Origin of the sequence: Alicyclobacillus kakegawensis NBRC 103104 (genome assembly GCF_001552655.1) — a bacterium.
Lineage (GTDB): Bacteria > Bacillota > Bacilli > Alicyclobacillales > Alicyclobacillaceae > Alicyclobacillus_G > Alicyclobacillus_G kakegawensis.
This window is the reverse complement of the sequence record NZ_BCRP01000006.1, coordinates 34,753-56,394: the sequence shown is the minus strand read 5'-3', so window position 1 is coordinate 56,394 and position 21,642 is coordinate 34,753. Positions and strand designations below refer to the sequence as shown.

Annotated in this window: 18 protein-coding genes, 1 tRNA gene and 1 riboswitch; of the genes, 10 read left to right on the top strand and 9 right to left on the bottom strand. The window is 59.1% G+C overall.

The genetic code is table 11. The annotated features are described in order from the left end of the window. Nucleotides 1-103: 103 nt before the first annotated feature. Nucleotides 104-252: riboswitch (cyclic di-AMP (ydaO/yuaA leader) on the bottom strand. 124 nt (nucleotides 253-376) lie between these two features. From AK2_RS06460 to AK2_RS06445, 4 genes are all read right to left on the bottom strand, one after another. After that, complete coding sequence (locus tag AK2_RS06460; RefSeq protein ID WP_157076251.1) at nucleotides 377-844, bottom strand: DUF420 domain-containing protein; 468 nt, start codon at nucleotides 842-844, stop codon at nucleotides 377-379. Between the two features lie 204 nt (nucleotides 845-1,048). Then, nucleotides 1,049-1,468: a CoA-binding protein gene (locus tag AK2_RS06455; protein WP_067932587.1), complete on the bottom strand. Its 420-nt coding sequence runs from the start codon at nucleotides 1,466-1,468 to the stop codon at nucleotides 1,049-1,051. 65 nt (nucleotides 1,469-1,533) lie between these two features. Then, nucleotides 1,534-3,345, bottom strand: a complete 1,812-nt coding sequence (locus AK2_RS06450) for an AMP-dependent synthetase/ligase (protein ID WP_169794737.1) — start codon at nucleotides 3,343-3,345, stop codon at nucleotides 1,534-1,536. Nucleotides 3,346-3,504: 159 nt separating this feature from the next. Further along, nucleotides 3,505-3,897, bottom strand: a complete 393-nt coding sequence (locus AK2_RS06445; RefSeq protein ID WP_067932583.1) for a DUF2512 family protein — start codon at nucleotides 3,895-3,897, stop codon at nucleotides 3,505-3,507. 167 nt (nucleotides 3,898-4,064) lie between these two features. Between AK2_RS06445 and AK2_RS06440 the strand changes: the two genes are divergently transcribed. After that, nucleotides 4,065-4,619, top strand: coding sequence for a spore coat protein (locus tag AK2_RS06440; protein WP_067932581.1), 555 nt, complete (start codon nucleotides 4,065-4,067; stop codon nucleotides 4,617-4,619). Between the two features lie 85 nt (nucleotides 4,620-4,704). Here AK2_RS06440 and AK2_RS06435 read toward each other — a convergent pair whose 3' ends face one another. Together AK2_RS06435 and AK2_RS06430 are read right to left on the bottom strand one after the other, a co-directional pair. After that, the gene (locus tag AK2_RS06435; protein ID WP_067932579.1) at nucleotides 4,705-5,952 is read right to left on the bottom strand and encodes a TPM domain-containing protein; all 1,248 of its coding nucleotides are present in this window, start codon (nucleotides 5,950-5,952) and stop codon (nucleotides 4,705-4,707) included. After that, nucleotides 5,949-6,623: a PspA/IM30 family protein gene (locus AK2_RS06430; protein ID WP_067932577.1), complete on the bottom strand. Its 675-nt coding sequence runs from the start codon at nucleotides 6,621-6,623 to the stop codon at nucleotides 5,949-5,951. Before AK2_RS06430 ends, AK2_RS06435 begins: the two co-directional genes overlap by 4 nt. 148 nt (nucleotides 6,624-6,771) lie before the next feature. On the opposite strand from AK2_RS06430, the gene AK2_RS06425 reads away from it, so the two are divergent. Continuing rightward, entirely contained in the window at nucleotides 6,772-7,209 is a 438-nt protein-coding gene (locus AK2_RS06425) for a thiol-disulfide oxidoreductase DCC family protein (protein WP_067932575.1), read from the top strand. Between the two features lie 126 nt (nucleotides 7,210-7,335). Here the strand turns inward: AK2_RS06425 and AK2_RS06420 are convergent. After that, a tRNA-Pro gene (locus tag AK2_RS06420) sits at nucleotides 7,336-7,411 on the bottom strand. 170 nt (nucleotides 7,412-7,581) lie between these two features. On the opposite strand from AK2_RS06420, the gene pcrA reads away from it, so the two are divergent. Further along, nucleotides 7,582-9,831: a DNA helicase PcrA gene (gene pcrA / locus AK2_RS06415; RefSeq protein ID WP_067932573.1), complete on the top strand. Its 2,250-nt coding sequence runs from the start codon at nucleotides 7,582-7,584 to the stop codon at nucleotides 9,829-9,831. Between the two features lie 2 nt (nucleotides 9,832-9,833). Further along, on the top strand, nucleotides 9,834-11,888 hold the full coding sequence (gene ligA, locus AK2_RS06410; RefSeq protein ID WP_067932571.1) for an NAD-dependent DNA ligase LigA: 2,055 nt from the start codon (nucleotides 9,834-9,836) through the stop codon (nucleotides 11,886-11,888). A gap of 12 nt (nucleotides 11,889-11,900) precedes the next feature. Here the strand turns inward: ligA and AK2_RS16835 are convergent, their stop codons facing one another. Further along, nucleotides 11,901-12,053, bottom strand: a complete 153-nt coding sequence (locus AK2_RS16835) for a hypothetical protein (protein WP_157076250.1) — start codon at nucleotides 12,051-12,053, stop codon at nucleotides 11,901-11,903. Nucleotides 12,054-12,347: 294 nt separating this feature from the next. Here AK2_RS16835 and AK2_RS06405 point away from each other — a divergent pair, with 294 nt between their 5' ends. The 5 genes from AK2_RS06405 (at nucleotide 12,348) to rlmD (ending at nucleotide 18,145) form a co-directional block, all read left to right on the top strand. Next, complete coding sequence (locus AK2_RS06405) at nucleotides 12,348-13,304, top strand: MraY family glycosyltransferase (RefSeq protein WP_067932569.1); 957 nt, start codon at nucleotides 12,348-12,350, stop codon at nucleotides 13,302-13,304. A 110-nt stretch (nucleotides 13,305-13,414) separates the two neighbouring features. Continuing rightward, nucleotides 13,415-13,705: an Asp-tRNA(Asn)/Glu-tRNA(Gln) amidotransferase subunit GatC gene (gene gatC / locus AK2_RS06400; protein ID WP_067932567.1), complete on the top strand. Its 291-nt coding sequence runs from the start codon at nucleotides 13,415-13,417 to the stop codon at nucleotides 13,703-13,705. Nucleotides 13,706-13,707: 2 nt separating this feature from the next. After that, nucleotides 13,708-15,153 carry an Asp-tRNA(Asn)/Glu-tRNA(Gln) amidotransferase subunit GatA gene (gatA, locus tag AK2_RS06395; protein ID WP_067932565.1) on the top strand — a complete coding sequence of 482 codons (1,446 nt, stop codon included), beginning with the start codon at nucleotides 13,708-13,710 and terminating at the stop codon, nucleotides 15,151-15,153. Between the two features lie 2 nt (nucleotides 15,154-15,155). Continuing rightward, nucleotides 15,156-16,586: an Asp-tRNA(Asn)/Glu-tRNA(Gln) amidotransferase subunit GatB gene (gene gatB / locus AK2_RS06390; RefSeq protein ID WP_067932564.1), complete on the top strand. Its 1,431-nt coding sequence runs from the start codon at nucleotides 15,156-15,158 to the stop codon at nucleotides 16,584-16,586. A gap of 71 nt (nucleotides 16,587-16,657) precedes the next feature. Next, nucleotides 16,658-18,145, top strand: a complete 1,488-nt coding sequence (rlmD, locus tag AK2_RS06385; protein ID WP_067932561.1) for a 23S rRNA (uracil(1939)-C(5))-methyltransferase RlmD — start codon at nucleotides 16,658-16,660, stop codon at nucleotides 18,143-18,145. Nucleotides 18,146-18,703: 558 nt separating this feature from the next. On the opposite strand, the gene AK2_RS06380 is transcribed toward rlmD, so the two are convergent. Further along, entirely contained in the window at nucleotides 18,704-19,591 is an 888-nt protein-coding gene (locus tag AK2_RS06380; protein WP_067932559.1) for a LysR family transcriptional regulator, read from the bottom strand. A gap of 123 nt (nucleotides 19,592-19,714) precedes the next feature. On the opposite strand from AK2_RS06380, the gene AK2_RS06375 reads away from it, so the two are divergent. Continuing rightward, entirely contained in the window at nucleotides 19,715-21,094 is a 1,380-nt protein-coding gene (locus AK2_RS06375) for an MFS transporter (RefSeq protein ID WP_067932557.1), read from the top strand. Nucleotides 21,095-21,642: the final 548 nt, after the last annotated feature.

Below are 21,642 nucleotides of genomic sequence, written 5' to 3'. Positions count from 1 at the left end.
GCAACGTCGGCTGTTCAGGCCCAGCGGGGAAGGACACAGAAATGCAATTGCCCAAGAATACAAGGGCTGGATGTGATGACGGTCAAGATGGAGAGATACATCCGCAATCCGTCGTAGTCGCCTGCGAGGTTAGCTGACGGGTTCGGCGGCGATGCCGCCTATGGCCGGACGCGGGCGCGCCCAAAGCCAATTCACCCCAAAAAATCTGGGTCCCCCGCTCCCGCATACTGCGGGATTCGGCCCTTCCGTCCGAGACTGCCTAGGGTCAAAATGGAATTTGGAATTGGAAAATCCCTATGTGCGTGTAGTATAACACATTTCGTCAATGCCTGCCTGTACGCAGGCAGGCAGCGCCCATGGGCCGGCGCGCGGCCGCTCAATGGCCGGACCACGCGTGCAGCACAGTGGTCGTTTCACCGGGAGGGAAGATGATATACAACAACAGAAAGACCATCAGGCCGGTGGCCGCTGTGACAAACCAGACACTTACCGTCCACGGCCCAACCCGTCTGTGACGCCGGAATGACGCGCGAAACGCCAGCACGAGTGTGATGACGCCGAGGATCGCCGCCACGGTGGCGAGAATGGAGTGAGCCTGCAAAAAGACTTGGTACGGTGTGCGCCACTGCGTGGGCCCGCCAAACGAGGTGTCGCCGACGACCACCGTCTTGACGACGTAGCTGATGAAAAACAACGCCGCCAGGACCGATCCGGTCAGCATCAGGCGCCGGTGCGTTTCCCGCCAACCTTTACGAATTGCGCGCCAGCCGAACGCCATGACGATGGCGCTGGAAATGATGAAAGCCTCATTTAGCCAAGGTAGAATTTTGTCGACAATGGTCATGTCGCCCAGTCGCCTTCCTTCCGCTCGGAACCGCTGACGTCTCGGAAGAGACACCGAGGCTCAGCCTGGTTGCCCGCCGATGAAAAGATGATGACCGTATTGTACCAGAGCGTTGGACACGGGAGCCAGGCCGCCGGTGGGCGAGCCGAAGCGGGACGAATGAAATTTGGCCTTTCGCCACATTTCGCGGAGGGCGGGGCCCCCTTACATGGGGGCCCGACCGAGCAGGCGCCGGTGTTCGCGCGCGAAACACCGATCCCGAATGACTTGAATGCCTGCAGCGGCCGCTTTTTGCTCGGCTTCTTCATTGCGGACGCCTGGCTGCAGCCAGAGGGTGCGCACACCTTTGGCAATCGCATCGTCGACCACCTGCGGGACGCGGTCGCTGCGTACGAACACGTCCACAATGTCGACGGAATCATTAACCGCGGATAACGACGGCGCGCTTTTGTGGCCCAGCACCTCTTTCACGTTGGGGTTGACCGGTATAATTCGGTATCCCTGAGACTGTTGGTAGGATGCGACTTCGTAACTCGGACGCGTCGGGTTATCCGACAACCCGACGACAGCGATCGTATGAGCGGAACCCATGATCTGGGTGAGATCGGCATCGCTTACGGTCATAGACAGTTCCTCCTTTGCCGACCGTGTGTCGGTTTCCGTTTCAGTATAAGCGAAAACCAAGCCCCCTACGCGTGCGGTGGCAGCGTGGGACCATCCGGGGCCAGCTGGCGCTCGGGCGGGCTGGATTCGGGAAAGACAGGGATGTAATCGTCGCCTTTGTACATCGCCTCAATTTGGTCCCTGTACCTATCGTAGACGATGCGGGTGCGAACTTTCAGGGTCGGTGTCAGGTCTCCCGATTCGATGGTGAAATCCTCCGCGAGCAGGGCAAACCGCTTCGGCTGTTCGAAGCTGGCAAATCCCTGGACCGCCTCGCGGACCTCCTTCTGAAACAGGGACACGACCTCGGGGTGGCGGATCCAGACCTGAACGGGGCCGGAAATCCCCTTTTTACGCAAAAACCCTTGCATCGATTCAAAATCGGGAACAATGAGTGCGCTTACAAATTTGCGCCTGTCGCCAAGGACCACGGCGCTGGCGATGTGAGGAGCGAGGCAGAGCGCGCTCTCAATCGGCAGCGGTGCGACGTTTTTGCCGGTTGACAGGACCAGGATGTGTTTCTTGCGGTCGATGATGCGGATGTAACCGTCGTCCATCTCCGCGATGTCTCCCGTGTGCAGCCAGCCGTCCGCGTCCAGCGCGGCCTTGGTTTCTTCCGGCTGCCCGTAGTAACCAACCATCACGTTGGGGCCGCGCGCCAACAGTTCTCCATCGGAGGTGATCTTCACCTCGACGCCGGGTATGGGTTTGCCGACGGTTCCTGGACGCTGGGCCCCTATCGGGTTGACTGCGATGACCGGGGCCGATTCGGTCATGCCGTACCCTTCGCAGATCGGAATCCCGGCTTGCGCATAAAACGCGGCTATCTCTGCGTTGAGCGCGGCGCCACCGGAAACAATGAGCCGCAACCGACCGCCGAAAGCGTTTCTGACCTTGCTGAATACCAACATATCGACCAGTCGGTAGGTGATCCCGCTGGTTTTTCCCTTCTTCAGGGTCACCCGCGCCATCTGCCGGACGGGAGCGGGCGCCTTGGCCAACTGTTCTTGCACCTTGGCGTAGACTTTCTCCAACAGCCGAGGGACCGTGATCAGGATGGTGGGGCGCACCTCAAGCAAGTTTTCCTGAATCTTGTCAATCCCTTCTGCGTACGCGATGGTGCAGCCGTTCGCCAAGGAAGCAAACTGTCCCACAGTCCGCTCAAAGATGTGCGAGAGGGGAAGGTAGGAGAGGCTGATGTCGTCCATCGACACAGGCACTAGGGTGAGGCTGGACTGCACATTGCTGACCAGGTTGGCGTGGGAGAGCATCACGCCCTTCGGTTGGCCGGAGGTGCCTGAAGTGTGCACGATAGTCGCTACGCGATCATCCGGAATATCATGGATGCTTGGCAGGGGGTCGCGGCGGGCAGACGGTTCATCGGCCAGAGCGAGCACCCGCTGAAAGGAGACGATTCGGTCTCCGTGTTCTTCGGATACCGGTTCGATGGTGATGATGCGTCGCAGCACCGGTGGCCAATCCTGTTCAACCTTGTCCAGCTGTGCCTCATCCTCGACAATCAACAACTGCACATCAGCATTTTCCAGGATGAAACGGACCTGGTTTGCCGGGAGCGTGGGGTAAATGGGGGTAACAATGGCTCCGAGGCGCTGGATCGCGAGGTCGCTGATGGGCCAGGCGGGGCGATTGGTGGCGAGCAAGCCCACCTTGTGGTCCGCTTTCACGCCGAGCTGGCGCAGACCGATGGCAAACTGCCCGGCGAGGTTCCAGACCTCTTGATAGGTCAGCGCGTGCCACTGACCGTCCCGCTTGTAGCGGAGACACTCTCGGTTCCCAAACCGTTCCACCGCGGCGTGCATCAGTTCCAATAGATTCACCGCCATCAACTTCCTTTGCGTGGAATCTATTCGGTTCTGTCTCCAAGATCACTCATAACGAGGCTTATCAAATCGTACGGAATCACCAGGGACTCTATGACGTCCCCACTGTGAATGAATTCCCCATACAAATCCGTTTTCCTGCTCTGGGACGCGGTGTCAAACGCCTTGTTTGTCTCTGGAGCTGCGATATCCTAAGCCGCGCAGCATCACCTCGTGCAACCCGTATTCAAGCGGTCCCAGGCAAATCGCCAACACCAGGGCTGTTATCCAGCCGAGACGGTTGCCCGGTGCAAACTGGGCGACGGCCCAGATGATTCCCGTCATGCCGAGCAAGCCAAGACCGAGTGCGGGCAGATTGCCAAGGCGCGGGACCACGGTCAAATCGGCCACCAATCCCACCGCCGTCAACAACAGTACAGTGAGAACGGGCGTCCAGGCCCGGGTGTAAAGATTGGGCAGCAGCGTGTCTGCAATCAGGAATATACTTCCATAACCCAGCAGTTTCATCACGGCGTTAAACACGGTCCAACTGCGAAACGCGGTTGGCATACTGCTCCCCTCCTCATCTTCAGCATGCCTGGAGTGTGCCCGTTTGATGGCAAGGATAAGCTCCGCTTTGGCGGCTGACACTAGAAACGGTCGGCCGCCGGATGACCGGCGGGGCCAAAGCGTCGAGGCGGTTGCCGCGGCGCCACCAGGGCAAAGGGGGAGAGCGTATGCCGCTGCAGGGACATGAGGCGTTTGATCTCAACGAATTGCTCTTAAGCTGTGTGAACAGCATCAACTGCATGGGGTTTTTCAAGAACCACGCGACCGATGCGCAGCTCAAGCAGATGCTGGAGAAGCACATGGACGCTCATATCAGGGACTACAACATGAAGGTCGAGTGGGCGACGAAGCAGCAGTGCAAGCAAACGTTGTCCGTACCGGCCATGCCGGCCAAGATGACGCAGGCACAGCCGCCAACGCCGCAGCCGGTGACCCCGAAACCCGACGCCTCGAATCTGGACGACCGGGCGATTGCCACCTCATACCTGCTGACGCTAAAACGGGCAGGCCGGGAATACGCCTGGGCGGCCTTTGAAGCGAGCGATCCGCAACTGCGCCAGTTCCTCGAAGACGCGTTTCGCATGAATTCACGCCATGCCCTTGAGGTATCGCAGTGGATGACGCAAAAGGGGTATTATCCGACGGAGCCGGCCAGCAACACATATCTGCTGCAGCTGGCGAAGATCTATCAACCGGTGCAGGAGATGGCGGGCGTCCACTAAGCCAGTCCATGGACAAACCCCCCGTCCGCCGAGCAGGCGGAGGGGGGTTGCCGATTTCTCACGCAGACGCATGGATAGGATTCAGCTACCAGTCGGATCCACCGCCGCTGGTATCGCCGCCGCCTCCGCCACCCCAATCGGGTCCACCGCCCCAATCCGATCCGCCCGCGTCCACGCCACCGTTCCAACTGTCGCTGTCGCCTCCGGCAAACCCGTTTTGCCGGCGGTCGTCGTCGAAGATGGCCTCTGCCATCTCCAGTCCAATCATGGTCTCCAGGAACGAAGGACCGGATCTCTCCACGATGACGGTGGTCGGCTCTGTCGAACGGATTGTCCGGTGGATGTCCCTGTCCCTCTCCGGACGCTCGTCGAACTCATCGTTCCCCCAACCGTCGCGTGCAAAGCGGGGTGGGGGCAGTGGCTTATCCGGGTCAATGGCGGCCTCGCGGTCGGCTGTCGCGTCCGCAGCTGCGGTTTCACCCAGTACGTACCGGCGGAGACGGCGCGCTTCGGCTTCAATCTGGTCTACCTGCAGGACGCCCAGTCCCGGACGCGTCAGTTGCCGGCGCAACTCATTGAGCCGCGGCAGGGCTTGGGCAATCCGCCCCCGTTCGGCCACAAGCTGCTCACGCCTTTCGCCGTCTGCAAACGGGAGCTCATCCTGCAACCGTCGTTCCCGCTCGATGCACAGGCTGAGAACGTCCGTCAACTCCCTCTCCGCCGCATCCACGCGCTTGCACAACTGCAACCGCCGGCGACGGCGGGAGAGGGTTACGAGCGCGCCAAGGATGCCCATGACCACTGCGGCTGCCGCTATGAGGTACGGCAGGATGACCTGCGAACGGGGCTTGAGACCGCTCAGTGCAGCCGCCGTTTTTTCCACTGCCGCTACGTAGTTCCCGGAACGGGCGTCGGGTACGAAGTATTGGTCGGTCAGGGCGCGGTACTTGTCGGCCACGGTGGCCCCGGGCTCGCGGCCGCGAATGATGTTGTCCAACGGTGAACCGCGTTCGGTGACGACCTCCACCCGTCTATCGGCCGCATCAATGGCAATCAGGACATCATTGCCGCCCATGCCCCATGCGCTGAACACCTGCTCAGCCAGGGACGCAAAGCTTTCGTTGTGCGGGACCGTCAGCACGTAGAAGTGGTAACGGGTGTTGGCCGCCAACCGTTGTTCCAACTGCGAGACCTGGGCGCTGGTGAACAGGTGGGCGTCGTCGGTGACGATGCCTTCCTTGGCCGGCAGTTGAGGCGCCGCCCAGGCTGTCTGAACCCAGCACAGAAGCGCTGTCAAAGCGGCCAGGACGCCACCGGCCAAGCGGGCTTTCATTGTGCCTTCCCCAGCTTTTGCTTGAGCGCCGCCAGCTCGTCTTCGACGGCTTGCGAGCGCTCATTTTCCATCAACTCGCGGAACGGGTCTTCTTCCTGTTCGGACAGGGAACGTGTGGCTTGCGCTTCCGCTTCCATGCGGTTGACAGCCGCCTCCATGCGCTCCAGTCCGCGGAGCGCCCGGCCGTCTCCGATACCGCCCACGGTCTGGTTGATTTTCTTCTGCGCCTTGGCCGCCTCCGCCCGCGCCACAAGCACGTCTCGCTTGGCTTTCATCTCGTCGAACTTTTCCCGCATGTCGCGTAACCGCTCGTTCAATTCCTCTGTCGTCGCGCGCGCGGCGTCCAGTTGCGGTTTTAACTCATCCGCCTGCTGCTGGTATTTATTCTTGTTGACCAGCGCTTTGCGCGCCAGTTCGTCGTTGCCTTGCTCCACGGCTCGTTCGGCGTATGTCTGGTATTTACTCACCTCATCCAACAAACCTTGGTGCTTCTTTTCCAACGAGATCTTGGTGGCTGTTTGCAGGGACACCGCCCGCACCGCGTCTTCAATCTCGTCCTCCATGTCGCGCAGGTATTGGTCGCACATTTTGACCGGGTCTTCCGCCCGATCCAGTGCGGCATGAATGTTGGCCAGACCGATTTCCCGAATCCTTTGGAAAATACCAGCCATTCTCGAGCCTCCTCGTTCGTTTGGGCAAAGCCAAATCCGTTTGCAGTTTATATTATACATGACAGCCCCGTCGGGGGTGTGGAACTGTCTGTGAACATGGCCCGCTTGTCCCAGTGGCCATTTTCACTGCGGGCGCTACAATAAAGTCATGGAAAAACACCGTGAACCCACGCTGATTGTGTTCTATGACGGGTGGTGCGAGCTCTGCCGCCGTACTGTACGTTGGACCAGGCGGTGGGACTGGCTTGGCCGCATCACTTTTGCCAATTTGCGCGACGGTGCGGTTGTCGCAGCCTACGGGCTGGACGCAAGTCGCGCCGCGGCAGCGGTGCACGCGTATCAGCCGGATCGTCACCAATGGTATGCCGGCGCCCAGGCGATGCTCGAATTGGCCAAGCGAGTGCCCGTGTATTGGCCTTTCGCCTTGGTCTTGGCCATCGGCATCCGCTTGGGCGTCGCGGCTCCATTGTATGATTGGGTGGCGCGAAGCCGCCGCATTACACCGGTTGGGCATTGTGAAGCCGGCGTCTGTCGGCCTGCTGATGCGCCAGCCACCCAGGTTTCGCTTAAAGGTGAATCCCCATAGCATCACGTTCTTTTCGGATATCATGGGCATGTAAAAACCGCCTTCCAGTTTGGACTGGAAGGCGGCCGCGACTCCGAAAAGTGGGCTTTCGCTAATCCCACTATTCCTCATGCACTGAACTTCACTTGGTCGGAATGACAGGACTTGAACCTGCGACCTCACGGTCCCGAACCGTGCGCTCTACCACCTGAGCTACATTCCGCCGCGCTTGTGCCGTCGGACAGAGGATAATATAGCACGCTGCGGCTGCTCCGTCAACTGGTGGGCGGGAAACCCGGGGGCGAACAAACGTTTGCCACCTGGCGCCGCGCTTTAGGTATAATGGAGGAACAGAGACGGGCTGCTCTGACGCAGCCGCGAGGAGAGATTCGGATGTTTCAAGCCTCGCCAGGTATCGAGGAGATTCTTGCCGGGCTGAACCCGCAGCAGCGGGAGGCGGTGGAGACGACAGAAGGCCCGTTGCTCATCATCGCCGGCGCCGGCAGCGGCAAGACCAGTGTGCTGACTCGGCGCATCGCCTACCTGGTGGCGACGCGGCGGGCTGCCCCCTGGAGTGTCTTGGCCATCACGTTTACCAATAAAGCGGCGCGTGAGATGCAGGAACGGATTGCCCAATGGACAGGCCCTTTGTCCCAGGACGTCTGGGCTTCCACGTTCCACTCTCTGTGCGTGCGGATGTTGCGCCGCGACATTGAGCACCTGGGGTATCCGTCGCACTTCACGATTCTCGACGATGCTGACCAGGTGGCTGTCTTGCGCCGCGTCCTCAGCGATATGAACGTAAACACCAAGCAATACGATGCACGCGCCGTCAAGTCGGCCATCAGCGCGGCCAAAAACGTGCTCCAGACACCTGCCCGCTACCGCGACAAGGCCAGCACACCGTTTGAAAAGGTGGCCGGGGATGCGTGGTTGGAATATGAGAAACGGCTGCGGGCCAACCATGCGTTAGATTTTGACGATTTGATTTTGAAAACTGTGCAGTTGCTTGAACAGGCTCCGGATGTCCTGGCGTTCTACCATAACCGCTTTCACTACATTCATGTCGACGAGTACCAGGACACCAACCATGCCCAATATCGGCTGGTTCATCTGCTGGCGGCGGGCCGACGGAACCTGTGCGCGGTCGGGGATTCGGATCAATCCATATACGGATGGCGCGGCGCCGACATCCGCAACATTCTGCAGTTTGAGCGGGATTATCCCGACGCCAAGGTGATTCGGCTGGAACAAAACTACCGTTCCACCAAGACCATCCTCAAGGTGGCTAACCAGGTCATTCGCAACAACCAGCAGCGCAGGGAAAAGAACCTGTGGACGGAGAACCCGGAAGGCGAGAGGGTGGCCCTCTATCAGGCGGGCGACGAACGGGCTGAGGCGCGTTATGTGCTGGAGCGCATCCAGGAACTCTGCAAACAGGGCCGGGCGTACCGCGACTTTGCCATTCTGTATCGCACCAACGCGCAATCGCGTGTGTTGGAAGAACACCTCCTGCAGCAGGGCATCCCCTACCGCATCTTTGGCGGTGTGCGCTTCTACGAGCGCAAGGAGATCAAAGACGTTTTGGCTTACCTGCGGTTGGTGTTGAATGCGAACGACGAGGTCAGCCTGGAGCGCGTCATCAATGAACCCAAGCGTGGGATCGGCGACACGACCATGGATAAACTGCGTCAATTCGCCGCAGCCAACGGAACCTCTTTGTATCAGGCGTTGCGTGCGGCTGATCAGGCGGGTGTCGGGGGGCGAGCCCGCAAATCCATCGAGCAGTTTGTCGAACTCGTGGATGCGCTCGTTCGGATGAGCGAGTCCCTGAACGTCAGCGAACTGACCGAGGAAATCCTCAATCGCACCGGCTATCGCCAGGCCCTCATGGCCGACAAGTCCCTGGAATCGGAGGCCCGTTTGGAAAACTTGGATGAGTTTTTGTCGGTCACATCCGAGTTCGATGAGCGGTTTGAGGGGGCGCCCCGCGACGGGCTGCATGCGTTCCTGGACGAGGTCGCGCTGATTGCCGATACGGACTTAAACGGCGGCAAACCGGCGACAGGCAAGGACGAGAACGCCAACCAGGTCGTCCTGATGACCCTGCACAGCGCCAAGGGGTTGGAATTCCCGGTCGTCTTCATCACCGGGTTTGAGGAAGGTATCTTCCCGCACAGCCGCGCTCTGGCTTCGCCGGAGGAAATGGAGGAGGAGCGGCGGTTATGCTATGTGGGAGTGACGCGGGCCCGGGAACAACTATACCTGACCCACTGCCGAGCGCGCATGATCTTCGGCCAATACCGCGAGTACACCCCGTCTCGCTTCCTCGCCGAGATGCCGAAGGAGGCGCTCGCTGTGGTATCGGACACGGTGGCTGGCCACCAGACCGCGGGCCGTCGCCACAAGGCGGTGGAAGAACGCCCGTGGGGACGGCGGGTGTCGGATATCGGCCGCAACCGCTCTTACGACTTTCAATCGGGCGACAAGGTGGAGCACCGTAAGTGGGGCGTGGGCACTGTGATTGAGACGCGCGGGGAAGGGGAAGATGTGGAGTTGGTCATCGCCTTTCCCGCGCCGACCGGCCTGAAACGGCTGTTGGCGCGGTTTGCTCCCATTGAAAAAGTGCAGGCGGAGGCGTGAGGATGACAACGAACAGTCGGTCTGTCGATGCGGCGGCGCGCATCGAACAACTGCGCAACCAGATTGAATACCACAACCGCCGCTACTACGTCTTGGATGATCCGGAGATCACCGATGCCGAATATGACGCCTTGATGCGCGAATTGATGGAATTGGAGGCGGCCCATCCAGAGTTGGTTACTCCCGATTCGCCGAGCCAGCGCGTGGGCGGAGAAGCGTTGGCCGGGTTTGCCAAGGTCGAGCACGAGATTCCCATGCTCTCCTTGGCCAACGCCTACGGCCCCGCCGACCTGCGCGAGTTTGACCGCCGCGTGCGTGCGGCGGTCGGGGACAACGTCGAATACGTCTGCGAACTGAAGATCGACGGTCTGGCCGTTTCCCTGCGCTATGAGCAAGGGCGTCTGGTGCGGGGGGCGACGCGCGGCGACGGGGAGGTCGGCGAGGACATCACTGCCAACATCCGCACCATTCACAGCGTGCCGCTGCGGCTGCGAGAACCGGTGTCGATTGAGGTCCGGGGCGAGGCGTACATGCCCAAGCGCGCTTTTGAGCGCCTGAATGAGGCGCGCGAGGCCGCAGGCGAGACGGTGTTTGCCAACCCGCGCAATGCCGCCGCCGGCTCCCTGCGCCAGCTGGATCCGCGCGTTGCCGCCTCGCGGCGGCTGGCAGTGTTTGTCTACCACTTGGCCGACGCCGACGCCGTCGATACCCCGATTCAGACGCATGAGCAGGCGCTGGAATGGATGAGCAGCCTGGGGCTGCACGTGAATCCGCTGCGTGAGCGTTTTGACAACATGGAAGCGGTCATCGCGTACATCGATTCTTGGGCGCAGCGGCGGCTGGAGTTGCCGTACGCGACCGACGGCATGGTGATTAAGGTCAACTCGCTCGCCCAGCAGCAGCAGCTCGGCTTCACCGCACGTAGCCCGCGCTGGGCGGTGGCGTACAAGTTCCAGGCGGAACAGGCGGAGACGCGCTTGCGCGCCATCATCTTCAGCGTCGGACGCACAGGCGCGGTGACCCCGACAGCTTCGTTTGATCCGGTCCAATTGGCGGGTACGACGGTGTCGCGGGCGTCTTTGCACAACGAGGACTTGATTCGGGAGAAGGACATCCGCGTCGGAGACTGGATTGTTGTCCAGAAGGCCGGCGACATTATCCCGGAAGTCGTCCGCTCGCTGCCGGAGCGCCGCACCGGCGATGAGCAGCCGTTTGAGATGCCAACCCATTGCCCGCAGTGCAACGAGCCGCTCTTGCGGCTGCCCGACGAGGCCGCGTGGCGGTGCGTGAACCCGCGCTGTCCGGCGATGATTCGCGAGGGGATCATTCATTTCGTCTCCCGCGATGCGATGAACATCGAAGGCTTGGGCGAGCAGTGGGTGACGCAGCTGCTCGCGCATGGGCTCATCCGCGACGTCGCTGATCTTTACGCGTTGACGCGGGACCAACTGCTGGGGCTTGATCGGATGGGAGAAAAATTGGCGGACAACCTGCTCCAGGCGATTGAGCAGAGCAAGCAAAACTCGTTGGAGCGCCTGTTGTTCGGTTTGGGCATCCGTCTGGTGGGAGAAAAGGCGGCCAAGGTGCTGGCGAGCGAGTTCGGCACGCTGGACGCCCTAGCCGCAGCCGACGTGGATGAGTTGACGCGGATTCGCGAGGTCGGTCCGAAGATGGCGCAGTCCATCGTCAGCTTCTTCGCCAATCCGGGTGCCCAGATTGTGATTGAGAAGCTGCGGGCGGCCGGGGTGAACATGCGTTATTGTGACCGGACCCCGGCTGTGGCGCAGGATGAACGGTTTGCCGGTCGCACCTTTGTCCTGACCGGGACGCTTGCCCGGATGGACAGAAAAACGGCCTCCCAATGGATTGAACGTTATGGGGGCAAGGTGACCGGCAGTGTCAGTCGGAGCACCGATGTGGTGGTGGCCGGGGAGAAGGCGGGGTCAAAGCTGGAGAAGGCGCACCGGCTGCGCGAGTCGGGTGAACGGCCCGATTTACAGATTCTAGACGAGGACCAGTTCTTGACCTGGCTGCGCGAGGCCGGTGCCGATGTGTAGGCATCAGGGCGGTCACTCGCGGCCGCGCACGAATTCGGTCACACTGTACTTTTCTTCTGTGCGGGCGTGAAACCATGTCACGCGGGTGGAATAGCGGCCGAGCGCAAACACAACGGGAATGCCGACGATGCACGCGACGAGGATTTCCTGACCGGTGGTGAGCATACCATTCCCTCCGTTCTCAGACCGTGTGGCGAGACGCTGGATGCGACTGTCCGGTACATGTGTATGAGAACGGCCGGGCAATCATGTCGGTCTGGCCGTCAAGCGATTGCGTTGCTGGCAGGCCTCGGCTATGATAGTGGGGAATTATGACGGACGCGCTTGCCCTGTGGGTATAAGCGCAAGGTAGGCCAGGAAACGCTAACGGCAAGTGCACAACCATTGTCAGACTCGGGCGGCATCTGAAACGCAGACTCTCGTTGGGTCGTCGGATTGGATGAGGACGGAGGGTTTTCGATGCCTGTGTGGTACTATCTGGTCGGCTTTCTGCTGTCATTTCTGCTTGTATACACGACGGTTCCGTACATCCGCAGGTTTGCACTGCGCATCGGGTTCGTTGATCAACCCAATCACCGTAAGATTCACACCGAGCCGGTTCCACTGCTTGGCGGGTTGTCGATCTACTTTGGCTGCATCGCGACGGCTGCCGTCTTTGGCCGGGTGGATCACACCTTCTGGGGGATCGCGCTGGGTGGCCTGCTTATCTTCGCCATTGGCATCCTCGACGATTTCTACAAGACGAGGAACCGGGACTTGAAAGCGTGGCCGAAATTTTGCACACAGGTATTGGCCGCTTTAATCCTCGTCGTCTTCGGAGTCAGCATCAACGGCGTGAACATGCCGTTTCATCCGCATTTTTATCACTTCCCGCTGTGGCTGTCCATCGTCACGACGGTGCTGTGGGTGGTGGCCATCACCAATATGATGAACTTCCTGGACGGGGTCGACGGGTTGGCGGCGGGTATCGCGGCGATATCCGCCATGACCCTGTTCTTCATCGCGGTGTTGAAGGCGCAGTACTCCATGGCCATCTTCGCGGTCATCCTGATGGGGACCGCGCTTGGTTTTCTGCGGCACAACTTCCATCCGGCCCGCATCTTCATGGGGGACGCGGGCGCCACTTTTCTCGGCTTTGTGTTGGCGGCGATTGCGGTCGAAGGCGCGTTCAAGAGCGCCACTTTGGTGTCGTTGGTTGTGCCGGTGCTGGCCTTGGGCGTACCGATTATCGATGCGCTGTGGGTGATCATCCGTCGCTTTCGGCACAACCGGCCGATTTACGTCGCCGACAAAGGTCATACCTTCCATATGTTGATGAAGTCCGGGCTCTCGCAAATCCAGACCGTGGCCTTCCTCTATCTTGTCGGCATCTGCTTCTCCTTGGCTTCCATTGTGGTCCTCCTCGTCGCCCACTGACCCCTGCGGATATGTTGAACAGTGTGCTATAATCCGGAAAGACTGCATGCGATGAAGGTCCCCGCAAAGCAGGGGCTTTGTCGTCATGGATCGATGCTGGAGGGATAGCCGTGAAGATCAGCGAAGAGACGGTTCGGCACGTGGCCGCCTTGGCGCGTCTGTCGCTGTCCGACGAGGAAGTGGCGCACCTGGCGCCGCAATTGAGCGAGATCATTGGTTATGCGGAGCAGCTGCAGCAGCTGAATCTGGATGATGTGGCGCCGACGAGCCACTCGTTGGCTCGTACCAACGTGTTTCGCGAGGATGAACCGCGGCCTGGCTTGGCGCGCGACGTGGCCTTGGCCTGCGCACCGGACAGCACGGATGAGTATGTCCGGGTGCCGGCGGTCCTGGAGGGATAAGCATGAGTGTACATACGGTGAAGGAAATCCTCGCATCGCTGCGCCGGAAGGAGTCGAAGCCTTCGGAGTGGACGGAATCGGCGCTGCGCATGATTGAACAGCACGACCCGACCATCGGGGCCTTTCTCACGGTGGACGGGGAGCGGGCACTGGAACGGGCGCGCCGGCTGGACGGAGAGGCGTTTGACGGCGCGCTGTTCGGTGTGCCCTATGCGCTTAAGGACAACATCTGCACGCGCAACCTGAAGACGACGGCAGCCAGCCGGATTCTGGAAAGCTACATCCCGCCCTACGACGCGACGGTGGCGCAGCGCTTGGCGGCGACGCAGGGGGTGCTGCTCGGCAAGACCAACCTGGACGAGTTCGCCATGGGCTCGTCAACCGAGAACTCGGCCTTCCAATTGACGCGCAACCCGTACGATGTAAAGCGGGTTCCGGGCGGATCGAGCGGCGGTTCTGCCGCAGCCGTTGCCGCCGGAATGGTGCCGTTTGCGCTCGGATCGGACACGGGGGGCTCGATTCGCCAGCCGGCGTCTTTCTGCGGCGTCGTCGGGCTGAAGCCGACGTATGGCCGGGTGTCGCGCTACGGATTGATTGCGTTTGCCTCGTCCCTCGACCAAATCGGCCCATTCACGCGGTCCGTGGAGGACGCCGCGTTTGTGTTGCAGGCCATCAGCGGCCATGACGAGCGGGATTCGACGTCGGCGCCGCGGGATGTGCCCGATTTTGTCCGTGGCCTGGAGGGGGGCGTCAAGGGGCTGCGCATCGGCCTGGTCACCGGATTGGACGAGCATGGGGTGGACGCCGAGGTCCAGGCGGCCGTCGGCAAGGCCGTCCAGACTTTGCAGGACGCTGGGGCGGAGGTGGTCGAAGTCCATCTGCCCCACCTGCGGTACGCGGTGGCAACCTATTACCTGATTGCGCCGGCCGAAGCCTCGTCCAACCTGGCCCGCTACGACGGCGTCCGCTACGGTCGTCGCGCGGCCGGCCAGAGCCTCGCCGAAATGTACGAGAACACGCGCAGCGAAGGGTTCGGCATGGAGGTCAAACGCCGCATCATGATTGGTACCTACGCCTTGTCCTCCGGCTACTACGATGCCTATTACCGGCGCGCGCAGCAGGTCCGCACCCGCATCCGCGAGGATTTTGAGCAGGCGTTCAAGCGTTGTGACGTCATCGTGATGCCGACCACGCCGACAACCGCCTTCCCGCTCGGTGAAAAGGTGGACAACCCGCTGCAGATGTACCTGAATGACATCTTCACCATCCCGGCCAACCTGGCCGGTCTGCCGGCGCTCAGCGTTCCCTGTGGGGTGTCGTCGGAAGGTCTGCCGATAGGCTTGCAGCTGTTGGCCCACTGGTGGGATGAGGCGACGCTGCTTCGGGTCGGTCATACCTACGAACAGGCGCGCGGGTTTGCGATGCCGCTGCCGAGGATGGGGGCGTGAACATGGGCTACGAAACAGTCATCGGCTTAGAGGTGCATGTCGAACTCAAGACGAAAACAAAGATTTTCTGCGGGTGCAGCACCAATTTTGGCGATCCGCCCAACACCAATGTCTGCCCGGTTTGCCTGGGCCACCCGGGCACCCTGCCGGTGCTCAACCGGCAAGCGGTGGAACTGGCACTCAAGGCGGCCACAGCGTTGAATTGCCAGATCAACCAAGACTGCAAGTTTGACCGAAAGAATTATTTTTATCCGGACCTTCCGAAGGGTTATCAGATTTCCCAGTACGACCAGCCGATTGGTGAGCACGGGTACGTGGAAATCGAGGTCGACGGGCGGCGCAAGCGCATTGGCATCACGCGTGTGCACTTGGAAGAGGACGCGGGCAAGTCGATGCACGGGGAAGATGGGCGCCACAGTCTCATCGATTACAACCGGACCGGCGTGCCGCTGATTGAGATTGTCTCGGAGCCGGACATCCGCTCTCCGGAAGAGGCTCGCTTGTACCTGGAAGCCATCAAAAGCATCATGCAGTACTGTGACATCTCGGATTGTCGCATGGAAGAGGGGTCGCTGCGGTGCGACGCCAACATCTCCCTGCGTCCGGAAGGGTCCACAGAATTCGGAGAGAAGACGGAACTGAAAAACATGAACTCGTTCCGCAACGTGCAGCGGGGACTTGAGTTCGAGGTGCAGCGGCAGACGCAGCTGCTGGAGCAGGGCCAGCCCGTCACACAGGAGACGCGACGGTTTGACGAGGCCACTCAGACGACCGTCAGCATGCGTTCCAAGGAAGAGGCGCACGATTATCGCTACTTTCCGGAGCCAGACCTGCTGTTCGTGCATATCGACGACGCCTGGCTGGACCGAGTGCGGGCCGAGCTGCCGGAACTGCCCGCCCAGCGGCGCGCCCGTTTTGAACAAGAACTGGGCCTGCCCGCCTACGATGCGGGTGTCCTGACAGCCGAACGGGCCGTCGCTGATTACTATGAATCCGTGGTCGCGGCCGGATCGGACGCGAAGACAGCGAGCAACTGGGTGATGGGCGACCTGCTTGGCTACCTGAACGCCCAGGGATTGACAGTGGAGGCGTCGCCGGTGCGACCGGAGCAGTTGGCGGGGCTCATCGCGCAGGTGGACAAGGGGACCATCTCCATCAAGCAGGCGCGCGACGTGTTCAAGCTGATGTGCGAGAGCGGCAAGGACGCCGAGGTTATCATCAAGGAACAGGGAATGGAGCAAATCAGCGACGAGGCGGTGCTCGTGCCGATTGTTGAAGAAGTCATCGCCAACAACCCGAAATCGGTTGAGGATTACCGCGCCGGCAAGCAAAAGGCGCTTGGCGCCCTGGTCGGGCAGACGATGAAGGCGACCAAGGGCAAGGCCAATCCGGCGGTGGTCAACAAGCTGATTCTTGAGCGCATTGGCGGGTGATGCGCGACGGGGAAGGCGAGGTCGTCCAATGCACGGGCGGACCAGTGCATCAGAGCAGGGGGGTGACATCGGTGAGCGGGACGGCGCGAAACGAGGCCGGTGACCCGACCGAGCCGTTCCCTGGCCAGGTGCACGAGGTCGAGGCGCTGCGCCTGAACGACGATGGGGCGGCGGTGGCCTACGTCCACGGGGTGGCGGTGTTCATCCCCGGCCTGCTTCCTGGAGAACGGGCGCGTGTTCGGATTGTCGAGCGCGCGCGGCGGTTTGCCCGTGCCATCCTGGTGGGGGAGCCGTCGCCGCCGGTTGCCGGGGCGCCCTTTACGGCGCCTGTGTCCGGGGGAGCGGCGGGCGGACCCCCGAGTGGTCGGGTGGAGCCGCGTTGCGCGGTGTTTGGCGATTGCGGCGGGTGTCAGTTGCAGCACCTGGATTACCAGTGGCAACTGGAGCACAAGCGCCTTATGGTCGTCGAGGCCTTGTCGCGCTTTGCCAAGCTGGAGAAGGTCACGGTGCACCCAACGCTCGGGATGGATACCCCCTGGCGCTACCGAAACCAGGTGCAGGTGCCGGTGGAGTTCGACGGGCGCGGCGGGGCGCGGCTCGGCTTTTTCGCCCCGAAAAGCCACGGCCTGGTTGAGACCGCGGTTTGCCATCTCGAGCCCGATCCGCTCGAACGGGCGATTGTGCAGGCCGCCCATGCGGCCGCAGAGCTGCTCGGACCGCGGGCCATTTGTATCCACCATATCATTGGCCGTTATTCCTTCACCACTGGCGAAATGATGCTGATTTTTTCGCTTGCCTCCCATCCGGAGGACAGTCGCAGGCCGGTTGCGGGCGAGACGCTGGAGACGGCGCGGGCACTGGCGAATCTGGCACAAAACCTCTGTGGCCTGCCCGGCGTCGTGAGTGTCGCGGTGACTCGCACCGACAGCCGCCGCGGCCGCGTATTCGGCCGGAGCACGGAAGTGCTGGCGGGGAAGACGCATCTCACCGAGCGCATCGGGGCGCTGGAATTCCTGATCTCTCCCCAATCGTTCTTTCAAGTGAACACGCGGCAGGCGCGGCGGTTGTACGACACCGTCCAGCGGGTAGCCGATGTGCGCCCAGGGGAGGTTGTGCTCGACGCTTACTGCGGAACGGGTACGATGGCCTTGCTCTTGGCCGGCCGGGCGCGCCGGGTGTACGGGATGGAATCGGCGGCTCAGGCCATCGCCGATGCCCGGGCCAACGCGCGGCACAACCACATCCACAACGCCGATTTTGCCGTCGGGCGGGTGGAGGATGTGCTGCCCGGTTGGCTGGAGAGCGGCCACCGCGCCGACATCATCATTCTCGATCCGCCCCGCCGCGGGTGCGATTCGGCCGTGCTCGAGGCTGTGGCGTCTGCAAAGCCCCGGCGGCTGGTGTACGTGTCCTGCAACCACATCACCCTTGCCCGCGATCTGCGGCGTCTGTGCGACCTGGGCTTCGCCGTGAAAGAGGTGCAGCCGGTGGACATGTTCCCGCAGACCGCGCATGTGGAGTGCGTTGCGGTTATGCAATGCGAATTTGTAGCCCCATAACAATCTCCTGCAATCCAAAATAAACACCTGATCCAGCGAGAATATAGATTTGATTCAAGCGGGAAAACGGGACGAGGCGAAAAGGGGAAATCCTTGTCCCACAAGCCCTTTCTCTTTGTTTTCTACCTGACTTTGTTTTCGCGAGAATAAAGTTCTACTTCGAAAATCGGATCAAAAAATCGGGGAAAAGCCCGATCTGTGCGGGACTTTATTTTCCGAGGGAAAAACTGGGGACGGAAACATGCGGGGAGAGAAGGGGTGTTTTGCAGGAGATTGTTTTATGGGGAAAGCGAATTTGTTCTTAAGCCCCGAAATTTGATTGGACCATCTTCCTAGTCCATGAGACCACCAGGTCAGGAGGTTGTTCAAGTGGAGCGTCGGAAGTTTACTCCATAGTTCAAGCGTCAGGTCGTCGAACAGGCCATCGCCGCCGGCAACAATACCATTGTTGAGAGATAGGCAGTTCGATGCCTCCTCGGCGATTGTTGGGGTGTTTTTCAAAAGTCAAGTGGTTTCCGGTGATTTTATTCTCATTTCATAAAATGCCCACAATCCAAGTCATTTGAGAGCAAGCTCATTGAAGTATTCTGTTGCCATTTCACGAAATTCCAGAGCAGCTCTCGATAAGTAACGACTTCCGTGCCATGATAACCCGATTTCTCGGACAAGGTCACAATGCTCAATTCGAAGATATTGGACATTACCCTGACCAGAAGTCCGTGTAGACGACTCAGGGACAAAGGCAATGCCAATTTCGGCTTCCACAAGAGAAAGAATCCTAGCTGGTTCATCGCCCTCATAAACATATTTAGGTGCAAACCCAAACGATTGCAAAATACGGTCAGTTATATCGCGAGTCGGATAACCTCGTTTTAAGCCGACGAACCACTCATCCTTCAGATCTGTAACCGCGACGCTGCTCTTATCCGACAAACGGTGTCCCTTCGGCACGGCCACAAGGATTGAATCGAGCCACAACACTTGACATTCAATATCCTCACCTTGAACCGGTGGAGACGATAAGCAGAAATCCACCTCACCTCTCCGGAGAAGTGTACGCATCTCCTCTGTATTTGACGTTTGCACATGAAAATGCACATGAGGTTGCTTGTCTCGGAATTTTTGTAATATTTCTGGTAACGTGCCGGCGGTGTTCACCGCTAATTCCACCGAACCACTTTCCGGACTCGACAGATCCCTAATCTCCTGCTTACCCTGTTCCAGTTCAAACATTGCCTTGTCAACACGATGAAGGAAGGTACGACCAAATTTATTCAATCGAAGTGTTCGCCCACTCCGATCGAATAGAGGCACTCCTAAATCCTCCTCCAAGCGTTGGATAGTTTTGCTTAACGAAGACTGAGTGACGTGCAAACTTCGTGCGGCGTCGGTCATATGTTCCAGTCTGGCTACTACTTGGAAATAATGCAACTGAAGCAGTTCCATTCCTTCCTCCCTCTCTCCCCCATTCATTCCTCATAATCCATGAACCTATTAACTAAAATGTATTAGAATACATTCTAAATCCGATTTACAATGGTGTCAACATACTTTGGAAGGAGACGGCAAATGAGTGTTCGACGCACATGGTTCATGGCTTCCATCGGCCTTGGAATCCTATTGAATCCACTAAATTCATCGATGATCTCTGTAGCCATAGCTAAACTGCAAAGCGTTTATCGAATCAACTTCACAGACGTGTCCTGGATTATATTCGCGTACTATATATCCAGCGCGATTGCTCAGCCCGTCATGGGAAAAGCCGGCGACTTATTCGGGAGAAAAAGAGTGTTTCTTGCCGGGCTCGCCGTTGTCTCCATTACATCAATGTTTGCTCCGCTATCGCCTAACTTTGGCTGGTTGATTGGATTCCGCGTCGTTCAGTCAATCGGTACAAGTATGATTGCTGCAGTCGGAATGGCCATGGTTCGCATCTACGTCACCGAAAAGCAAGCAGGTGCGTTGTCGGTTTTGTCTGTGTTTATGTCCGGGGCTTCAGCTTTCGGCCCTTCCATAGGCGGTTTCTTGATTCACTGGTGGAATTGGCCCGCAATTTTCTATGTGAATATCCCATTCATAATAACAAGTTTTGTTCTCGCATCGTGGGCTATTCCGAGTGATAATCGGGCAACACCTGTTTCCATTAAGATGTCGTTTCGCACGTTGTCGAACTTGGTGGATGGTTTGGGCATATTATTTTTCTGTGTAGGAATGGTCGGCATACTCATCGCAGTGTTATCATCGAAGACTGTCGGTAATTGCGCCATCGGTATGACTGGTCTCATAGCAATGGCACTATTCGTATGGCGTGAATTAAGGGAGACGACACCGTTCATTCCTTTGCGTAGTTTTGGTAAATATCCAGCAATGACCTGGGTACATCTCCAATTCGTACTTGTAAATGTCTTATACTACTCCCTGTTTTTCGGGTTACCGACATACTTGCAGGAGGAACGTAACTTAAGCTCATTCAATGCGGGGTTTCTCATGCTATCTTTAGGTTTGTGTTCGCTGGTCGCATCGCCAATAGCGGGACGTTGGATAGACAAATCGGGGCCTCGACCAGCGTTGCTTTTGTCCGGAATCCTGATGGTGCTTGGGGCAGTATGGATGGCAACCTTGCAGCAAACTTCTCCGGTGATCAACGTGTGTTTGGTGCTAGCCGCATTTGGTCTTGCAAATGGTCTCAACAACGTTGGCATGCAGGCAGCTTTGTTCAAGAGCACACCGAAGGAAATTATTGGCGTCTCATCCGGCCTGTTTCAGACGTCAAGATATCTAGGGACGATTCTCTCTTCGTTATTACTAGACATTGTCTTTAGAAATAGTCTCAATGCAAGGAATTTTGAATGGCTGGGAGCTGTCCTCGCGGTCATTGCAGTGTTGTTTTTATTTATGAGTTGGAGCCGTCGTATGTCGACGTACCCTCCCGAGTTATCTGAACAATAGTGACGGAAGACGAGCGGTTTTTTGTTGCATTCGTTGGCGGAGGGTTTTCCCGTTGATTGTCGTGTGATGATGCATATCGTACCGACAATCAACGCCAGGGGGCATGACTACTGGACAAACTCAAGGATGGCTACTCTACTCCTGGATTAGTCACTCGCAGAACACACATGGTGCCGTCCAATGGGGCAGTGGCCTATGCATTAGTGTTGTCACGTCCCCAAGAACATGCCAAAGCAGCCATGTTGAAAGCGCGATCTTTGCAATTTTTGATCGGATTTGGTAACCAAGGCCGCACCTGTGAAAAGCCTGCTTACGCGATGTTTTCAGCCGGATAGTAGATGCTCAGATCCATGTCCAACAGCTTCAGCACACGCTCGATTTGTGGATCCCGCGGTGTGCTCAGTGGACATCGTCTGCAGGAGTCGCATCGGACTAGTCGCTTTGGAAGCGGAATTGTCGTCGTATCGACATATCCCGAAATGGTTACGCCGCATCTCCTCGCGCCGGCAGTCAATCTCTATGCTCAGTAGAGAGGGAATCTCCCCAGG